We start from the raw sequence: 5,789 nt of genomic DNA, 5'->3' as shown, positions 1-5,789 counted from the left end.
TTTGGCCGTCAAACCTTGTTTTCGGGGGAATACCTAAAGATACAAAAAAGCCAACTAATTCGCAATAATTTGTGTATGAATTAGTTGGCTAATTTTGTAATATTTAATGAATGTCCCTAAAAAGACTCAGTGCCAAGAAGAAAATATACATCTTTATCTATACTGGCCAAACCCGTTTTTTGCGTGAAATATCTAAATATACAAAGAAGCCAACCAATCCACAATACATTTCAAACGTGAATTAGTTGGCTTTTTATATTGCAGAGTTACACCCCATACACCTGAGATGAACTTCTGTCATCAAAAGATTATACCAGCTTTGACAATGCTTCCTTAATGCGGCTAATAGCTTCCACAATATTCTCATCGCTGGTAGCATAACTCATGCGAATACATTCGGGAGCACCAAACGATGTGCCGCCTACACAAGCTACATGAGCTACTTCCAACAAGTACATAGCCAAATCATCCGAATTCTCAATCTTACGGTCACCGGCAGACTTACCGAAGAATGAGCTACATTTCGGGAACAAGTAGAAAGCACCTTCCGGTACATTTACTTCGAATCCCGGTACTTCCTTAGCCAGTTTCACAATAAGGTCGCGACGGCGTTCAAAAGCCTTACGCATCTCTTCCACCGGAGCCTGCGTTCCCGTATAAGCAGCTTCAGCGGCTTTCTGAGATACAGAACACGGCCCTGATGTGTACTGCCCCTGCAATTTGTTAGAAGCCTTTACAATCCATTCCGGTCCTGCAATGAAACCAATACGCCAACCTGTCATGGCATAAGCCTTGGAAACACCGTTTACAATCACTGTACGATCCTTCATTTCAGAGAACTGTGCAATGCTCTGGTGCTTACCGATATAATTGATATGTTCATAAATTTCATCAGCTATGACAATTACCTGCGGATGCTTTGCCAACACAGCAACCAATCCGGCCAATTCCTCCTTGCTATATACAGACCCCGTAGGATTGGAAGGAGAACAGAGAATTAGTGCTTTGGTTTTTGGCGTAATAGCAGCCTCCAATTGAGCCGGTGTAATCTTAAAGTCCTGCTCAATGCCCGCTGTGACAATCACCGGCTTACCTTCTGCCAGCTTTACCATTTCAGGATAGCTGACCCAATACGGCGCAGGCACAATCACTTCATCACCTGGGTTCACCAATACCAGAATGGCATTGCAAACCGACTGTTTAGCTCCATTAGCACAAGAAATTTGCGCAACTGTATAGTCCAGACCATTCTCCTTCTTCAATTTTTCTACGATAGCATTACGTAGAGCTGGATAACCCGGAACGGGAGAATAGCGAGAGAAGTTATCGTCTATCGCCTTTTTTGCAGCCTCTTTAATGTGGTCGGGTGTATTAAAATCAGGTTCTCCGACACTTAAATTAATTACGTCTACACCTTGAGCTTTCAACTCTGCACTTTTTTGAGACATAGCCAGCGTCGCAGAGGGCGACAAGCTATTCAAACGGTCTGATAATTGGTTCATTCTATTTCTATTTAATGGTTGTTATGCAAATCCGGTTGCAAAATAAACGATTTTCTTTGATATAATAAAACAAAAAGACAGTTACTTACTAAAATGGAGAGTGTGTCCCATACGCTCTTTCTTCGTACGCAAGTAACGCTCGTTATACTGGTTCGGAGTGGTTTCAACCGATACATTCTCTACAATCTCCAGGCCATAAGCTTCCAAACCGACACGTTTCACCGGATTGTTTGTAAGCAGACGCATCTTATGCACCCCCAATTCACGCAGTATCTGAGCCCCCACACCATAATCGCGTTCATCTGCCAAATGTCCGAGACAAATGTTGGCATCTACTGTATCCATACCGTCTTCCTGAAGTTTATACGCTCTCATTTTTTCCATCAGACCAATGCCCCGGCCTTCCTGGTTGAGATATACGATAACTCCTTTACCGGCTTTTTCTATCACCTCCATCGCCTTGTGCAACTGCTCGCCGCAATCACAACGCATGGAACCGAAGATATCTCCCGTAGCACAGGAAGAATGTACACGCACCAATACCGGTTCATCGGGAGCCCAAGTACCCTTAAACAAGGCCACATGCTCCAATCCGTTGGACTTCTGACGGAAAGGAATCAAGCGGAAATGTCCATGCTCTGTCGGCATATCCACCTCTACACCTTTTTCTACGATAGATTCCTGTTGCAAACGGTAAGCTATCATATCGCGGATAGAAATCAGTTTCAAATTAAATTCATCTGCCATTTTACGCAATTCGGGCAAACGTGCCATCGTACCGTCTTCGTTCATGATCTCCATAAGCGCGCCGGCAGGATAGAAACCCGACAAACGACACATATCAATCGTAGCCTCGGTATGACCAGCACGACGTAATACCCCTTTCTCCTGCGCATACAAAGGATTGATATGTCCGGGGCGACCGAAAGTAGCCGGAGTGGAAAGCGGATCGGCCAGTGCCTGAATGGTTGCAGCACGGTCTGCTGCAGAAACACCGGTTGTACAACCTTCTAATTTATCGACAGTCACCGTAAAAGGAGTACCCAATACCGAGGTATTGTCCGTTACCTGATGAGGTAAATCCAGCTCTTTGCAACGAGACACCGTAATCGGAGCACACAATACTCCACGTGCATGCTTCAGCATAAAATTCACTTTTTCCGATGTTATCTTTTCTGCTGCAATAATCAAGTCGCCTTCATTTTCACGATCTTCATCATCGACTACAATCACGAAATTGCCAGTCTTAAAATCTTCAATGGCCTCCTCTATCGTATTTAACTTTACTTTTTCCATATCTTTATTATTTATTCTGATTGACTTTTATAATATTCTGTATCTCTTCGTTTGTGTGGATAATCCGCTCCATGTCCTTATTCAAGCGGATACGGAATGCCCAAATACGGAAATAAAAGAACAAGCCGACAGGCACTATCGCTCCACACAGCATATTCAACCAATAATTACGGAAAGGACGCACATGGGCATGAACAGCTATTACCGGGTAATTATTCAATGCTGTCAACAACGGTATAGACCTTGTGTTAGACATCTCGTCTATCAAAGTTTCCAACCGTTCATTGAGAGCCACCACCTCCTCATCGTGTGGCGCATCGTTCATCCATAATCTGAAATAATTGGGCGCTCGCATCAGAGTTTTCTTTTCGGCATACGCACGGCAATCCGCCGACAGCCGCTGAAGTTCTCCCGGCAAACGTACATAATCAGGATCGTGAATAATCACTTCTTTCCGGAACAAATGGCGGACACTGCGGATACCTGCTATCTTTTTAAACCAATTAACATAGGCATCAGCATTCAGCACCACCGAATCATTATTGGATTTATAAGTAAGGAATGCACCCAATGGCGCCAGCACAGCTGTACTGGTCCACATACCCATCCACACAATCCATTTACCGTCACGAGCCATCTTATAACCCGTATTGTTGATAATGTAATAGATGATAAAAATAAGCACGGACACTACTACAGGCATACCCAAACCGCCTTTACGAATGATACCACCCAACGGTGCACCGATGAAGAAGAAAATAAGGCATGCCAACGAAAGCGTCAGTTTCTCGTGCCAGGAAGTCATATGGCGCCTCAAACTGTTTTCTGTCTGCGATATATTGAAACCCTTGAAACTCCAATCACTTGCAGCACTCTCCGCACGGCTGACAGCCGTAGACATTATCTTCTGTTTCTGCATTAAAGTAGCCACATTAAACAGACTGTCCACATCATAGCTACCCAAAGTCGCAGATTCTATTTTTATCGTATCAGCCTTACTCAGCGTATTGGAGGTCGCCTTATAAGTACTCGCCATAGCCTCTTTATAATAAGTACGCCCGATGCTATCGTTCTGCACCTTCATAGAATCAATGCCGGCCTGCAACATTTTCATATCCTTGCTATTGGATTGGTTGCTCATAAATCCGGCATCCACCATATTGAAATCCGAGTTGAACTCTATAATCGCATGCTTCTCAACGAACGCTTCCCGACGATAAGGCACATTTTTCTGATTCATGCTCTGCGACTTCAGATTTTCAAACTGCTCACCGCTGTAAAGGTGAAGATAAAGATGCTGTTTGTCCGCTGTCATTTCCAATCTGCCGGAATCCGATTTGATAATCTGCGCATTCTCAAACCCTTTCTCGAAATTATAAATCAATACATCGTACAGCATACCTGTCTTACGGTTTTTATGCTTTACGTAAAGGTTATACCCGTCTATCTCATCATAAAACACTCCTTCGGGAATGTCCACTTCGGGCGACTTCTGCTTCATGGATACCAGCAATGTCCATAACTTAGTCTGCGCTTTAGGACCAATAACATTCTGAAAATAAAAGGAAACGCAGCAAATAATGGATATGAAAATTATCAGCGGACGCATAATCTTAAGCAAAGAAATACCTGCCGCTTTCATGGCAAGCAATTCAAACCGCTCTCCAAAATTGCCAAAAGTGATAAGAGCTGCCAGCAAAATAGCCAAAGGCAATGAAGCCGGCACCAGCGTCAGCGCCGAATAGAAAAAAAATTGGGCAAGAACATTCATCTCCAATCCTTTTCCCACCATTTCGTCTACATATTTCCACAGGAACTGCATCATGAAGATGAAAAGGCAGATAAAGAAAGTGCCCATAAAGAGCATGCAAAAGCTCTTTAAAATAAATATATCTAACTTTTTTATGCGCAGCATTTTACTTGTTTCATGCAATAAACGCACAAAAGTAGCACAAAAAAGGGAGTACGGGAAATTTTTAATTGAAAGTTAACTAAAAACCGCATGTTCTACGCAAGGTATCTACCTGAGATTCCCACAATTCACGCAAATCATTTGCTTCGTCTGCATTGGTGAAATCTGTTATTTCAAGTACAAAATCATTGGTTAACTCATTGTTTGTCATCTTTAATTCGAAATACTCACGCGGTTTTTCATTATCCAACCAACGAAAACGGATAAAAGAGTATGCACGCACTGCAATGATTTCAGCATCGCGTTTCTCTGTCTTTCCCCAAAAGAAAGACACTATCTTATCATCCGATTGCACCTTGTCTGCAAACCAACCCTCCAAACCTGTAGGAGTACTTATTGCTGTCCAAAGAATACTTTTAGAAGTCGCATTCAAGAGATATTCCAAATGTATTTTTTCCCTTTCCATAGTCTATTCTGCTTTTATTGCGCCAGCCAAGATAAATACTTTTTTCTAATTAGAAAAAATAATTCATTGATTTTATTCTCATTTGCTTTCTATTCAAAGTTAAAACGTTGATAATGTTATACAATAGATACAAAACAATAAGAGTAAAAAGTTTTTTTATCTCAAATCATAAAATATGCGACAAAAAAATACGCCTGAAAATTTTGGCAGTTTAAAGAAAAGCTATATCTTTGCACCCGCAATCAAGAAACAATGGCGGGATAGCTCAGCTGGTTAGAGCGCATGATTCATAATCATGAGGTCCCCGGTTCAATCCCGGGTCCCGCTACTGATGAAGATTTAGACTGTTAGGAGGCTTCCACTCTTGGCGGTCTTTTTTGTTTTTAATACTCAGTTTGCGTAAAAGAGGGCTCAGCGGAAATATGGGTCAACGTAACAATCTGAGGGATTTTATATTTAAGCATATAATTTAGCAAGTCTATATAAGAAAAAAGGGCTCAGCGGAAATATCTGGTTGGTAAGTTTTAAAATTAGCTATCTTTGCTTACCTTTGTTTTATGAAACCCGCACAACTCCTTCGTGCCATCCTTCCGGATGTGCTTATAGACAACTT

4 protein-coding genes and 1 tRNA gene are annotated in these 5,789 nt (G+C 42.1%); 1 reads left to right on the top strand and 4 read right to left on the bottom strand.

Features of this window, described 5'->3' with window-relative positions:
• Positions 1 to 308: 308 nt before the first annotated feature.
• The 4 genes from H8S52_RS19350 to H8S52_RS19335 all read right to left on the bottom strand — a co-directional run bounded on the left by H8S52_RS19350 (position 309) and on the right by H8S52_RS19335 (position 5,176).
• Positions 309 to 1,502: a pyridoxal phosphate-dependent aminotransferase gene (locus tag H8S52_RS19350; RefSeq protein WP_016661209.1), complete on the bottom strand. Its 1,194-nt coding sequence runs from the start codon at positions 1,500 to 1,502 to the stop codon at positions 309 to 311.
• Between the two features lie 81 nt (positions 1,503 to 1,583).
• On the bottom strand, positions 1,584 to 2,798 hold the full coding sequence (locus H8S52_RS19345) for a bifunctional 3,4-dihydroxy-2-butanone-4-phosphate synthase/GTP cyclohydrolase II (protein WP_186910394.1): 1,215 nt from the start codon (positions 2,796 to 2,798) through the stop codon (positions 1,584 to 1,586).
• Between the two features lie 7 nt (positions 2,799 to 2,805).
• Complete coding sequence (locus tag H8S52_RS19340; protein ID WP_034535846.1) at positions 2,806 to 4,713, bottom strand: LptF/LptG family permease; 1,908 nt, start codon at positions 4,711 to 4,713, stop codon at positions 2,806 to 2,808.
• 76 nt (positions 4,714 to 4,789) lie between these two features.
• Complete coding sequence (locus tag H8S52_RS19335) at positions 4,790 to 5,176, bottom strand: START-like domain-containing protein (RefSeq protein WP_016661206.1); 387 nt, start codon at positions 5,174 to 5,176, stop codon at positions 4,790 to 4,792.
• A 254-nt stretch (positions 5,177 to 5,430) separates the two neighbouring features.
• On the opposite strand from H8S52_RS19335, the gene H8S52_RS19330 reads away from it, so the two are divergent.
• Positions 5,431 to 5,504: transfer RNA gene (locus H8S52_RS19330), tRNA-Met, on the top strand.
• The last annotated feature ends 285 nt before the right edge of the window (positions 5,505 to 5,789 follow it).

Source organism: Bacteroides sp. NSJ-48 (assembly GCF_014287405.1).
Lineage (GTDB): Bacteria > Bacteroidota > Bacteroidia > Bacteroidales > Bacteroidaceae > Bacteroides > Bacteroides stercoris.
The sequence above is the reverse complement of the archived record's forward strand: the minus strand, read 5'-3'. Positions and strand labels throughout refer to the sequence as shown.

Excerpts from the sequence above, each read along its gene's own strand:
- H8S52_RS19340 (WP_034535846.1), bottom strand. The coding sequence starts at position 4,713 with ATGCTGCGCATAAAAAAGTTAGATATATTTATTTTAAAGAGCTTTTGC.
- H8S52_RS19350 (WP_016661209.1), bottom strand. The coding sequence starts at position 1,502 with ATGAACCAATTATCAGACCGTTTGAATAGCTTGTCGCCCTCTGCGACG.
- H8S52_RS19335 (WP_016661206.1), bottom strand. The coding sequence starts at position 5,176 with ATGGAAAGGGAAAAAATACATTTGGAATATCTCTTGAATGCGACTTCT.
- H8S52_RS19345 (WP_186910394.1), bottom strand. The coding sequence starts at position 2,798 with ATGGAAAAAGTAAAGTTAAATACGATAGAGGAGGCCATTGAAGATTTT.